The sequence below is a fragment of the Vibrio sp. 1078-1 genome (assembly GCF_033340475.1).
The window spans coordinates 1-663 of record NZ_JAWOWM010000426.1; the positions used below are offsets into that span (position 1 = coordinate 1).

Genomic DNA, 663 nt, shown 5'->3' on the forward strand with positions numbered 1-663 from the left:
GATACAGCTCAGAATCCAAACGCTGATTGTCCGTGTGACCAGAGATTCGGACAATACCTGGGACATCTTTCACTAGCTCAGCAATCTGTCGCACTAATGGTCTGAACTTCGGTTGCAGGAATGCAGAACCTTCTGGGAACGCGCCTTTCTCTCGCATTCGTATAACGATTTGCTGACCGAGGTTCTCCACTTCAATCGCGCCTTGTTCGATTTCACGTTCGAGCGCCTTCTTGATGCTCTCCATCAAGGTTTCCATCTCTTGTGACATCTCTTCAGACTGCTGCTGTTGCATGTCTGACTCTGCGGACTGATTACTTTGTGTCGAGGTTTCCGGTGATTGACCGCCCGTCAGCTTGCCTTCATCACGCTTAGTACCACCAGCTCGGTCAGACTCACCTTCGTGGAATTCTAACGTCTGCTGAGTGATGTCCATGGTTTGTTGCATGATGACATCAATCGGTGTCGGCTCAGGACGGCCTGGTCTAAATTCTTGTGCGATGATGCTGGTGCCTTTAGGAATGTCTTTCACTTCCAGTTGGTTTTGCACACCAAATGCAAACTTCATCGAACCAGCAATCTGTTTGAACTTCAAAACATCCATTTCAGAGAATGAAAGCAGCAGTACGAAGAAGCACATCAACAGCGACATCAAGTCCGCGAATG

General features: G+C 48.4%; 1 protein-coding gene. It reads right to left on the reverse strand.

The window, feature by feature from the left end:
• Positions 1-663 (reverse strand): flagellar motor protein MotB (locus R7190_RS27990; protein WP_318137938.1); only part of this gene is annotated, 663 nt, incomplete at both ends.